This window comes from Methylobacterium sp. B1, from assembly GCF_000333255.1.
GTDB lineage: Bacteria > Pseudomonadota > Alphaproteobacteria > Rhizobiales > Beijerinckiaceae > Methylobacterium > Methylobacterium fujisawaense.
The window spans coordinates 1-1,620 of record NZ_BACT01000580.1 but is presented as its reverse complement, the minus strand read 5'-3'; the positions used below and the strand labels follow the sequence as shown (position 1 = coordinate 1,620).

The 1,620-nt window shown below is 75.2% G+C and carries 1 protein-coding gene; it reads right to left on the bottom strand.

The window, feature by feature from the left end:
- Positions 1–25 precede the first annotated feature (25 nt).
- Entirely contained in the window at positions 26–1,195 is a 1,170-nt protein-coding gene (locus I53_RS16985; RefSeq protein WP_251982344.1) for a hydantoinase/carbamoylase family amidase, read from the bottom strand.
- Positions 1,196–1,620 lie beyond the last annotated feature (425 nt).

The following is a 1,620-nucleotide window of genomic DNA, read 5'->3' as shown; positions in this document are numbered from 1 at the left end:
TGGCTGCCGTTGGCGTTGCGCACGATCAGCATGCCCTCTGGCGCGCCGGCCTTGGCGAAGCGGCGGCGTCGTGGGAAGCGGTGCTGCCGAGGGGCCGGGTGGCGATGCCGAGCGCGTCCGCGGCCGCCGCGAGGCCGTCGCGGATCCGGGGCGAAACCGCGCCGACGCCCGCCTCGGCGCGGGGCCCGAGGGCCACCGTGACACCGCGGCGCTCCGACACGTCCGTCACGGCGGCCAGGAATGCGGCCTCCAAGGCCGACAGCACCTCGGCCGCGTAGGCCCGCATGTCGAGGCTGAACCGGAACTCGCCTGGGACGGTGGTCAGGCCGTGGGCCGCGGCATCGGTGTGAAACCGGCCGAAGGTGACGGCCATCGGGCAGCCGGCGGCCTCGCGCTCCGCCCAGACCCGGTCGAGGGCCAGGGCGATCTCCGCACCGGCCAGCGCGGCGTCGCGGCGGAAGCGGCGGGGTGTGCCGACATGGTCGTAGCGCCCGACGATCCGGACGTCGGGGTAGCGGACGTTGCCGGGAATCCCGGTGCAGAGGCCCACCGGGATCCCGGCCTCCTCCAGGCTCGGCGCCTGCTCGATATGCACCTCCAGGAAGGCGTGGATCGCGGCGGCGTCGAGGGCGGGCGGGCCGCTGCGCAGCGCCTCCGGGTCGCCGCCCTCCCGGGCGATGTGCGCGGCGAGGCTGAGGCCGCTGTCGATCCGGGCGGCGTCGAGCGCCCCGTCCGGCAGGGTTCCGAGGGCCGCCCGGCTACCGATATAGGAGACCTGGAACCAGACGCTCTCCTCGGCGCGGATGCCCATGACGGTGATGTCGCGCGCCGGGGTCAGCCCCAGCTCGCGGAGCGCCGCGACGGCGGCGAGGCCGGCCACCACCCCGGCGGCGCCGTCGAAATTGCCGCCGTGGGCCACGGTGTCGAGGTGGGAGCCGATCAGGATCGGCGGCAGGCTCCGGTCCCGCCCCGGCAGCGTCAGGGTGGTGTTGGCGGCCGCATCCCGCCCGATCGCGAGGCCGAGAGCGGCGGCGCAGCGCGTCACCACCCCGTGCGCCGCACTCTCCTCCGGACTGTAGGAGGCCCGCGTGAACCCGGGATCGGTCCGGCCGCACCGGGCGAGGTCGTCGAACAAAGCCGCCACCCGGCCGCGCTGCGCGCGGACCGCCGTGCCGATCGCCGATACCGTGCCCATCCCGCCGCTCCCGGTGCGCGGGCCCAGGACGGACCGCGACGGCGCCATCCTGCCACTTTCGTGCCGGGGTCGGTGAGGTCGCGACAGGGTCGCGGCGTCGCGGAGATCCGGCCACTCGGCAGCCCACGGCTTCGCCGGCACGCCCGCCGGTCCGCGCCGCGTCCGGCGAGGGCGCCCCGACCGGCGCGGCCGTCCGCGCCCGGTCGGACACGGCTTCCGACTGATGCCGTCGCTGGATGCAGGCATCCCGTCGACGCGGTACGGGCGACACCGGTTCGGCACCCGATACGAGAATTTTGAGTTCTCGGCACGGGACCGCCCGCAGCGCGCACAAATGCTTGCAATATGCGCCAGGCCCATGCCGACCTGCAGCCTCCTTTGACCTTCCGGTCTCCGGGCCCCCGGGCGAAAAATCGGGCGGTCCA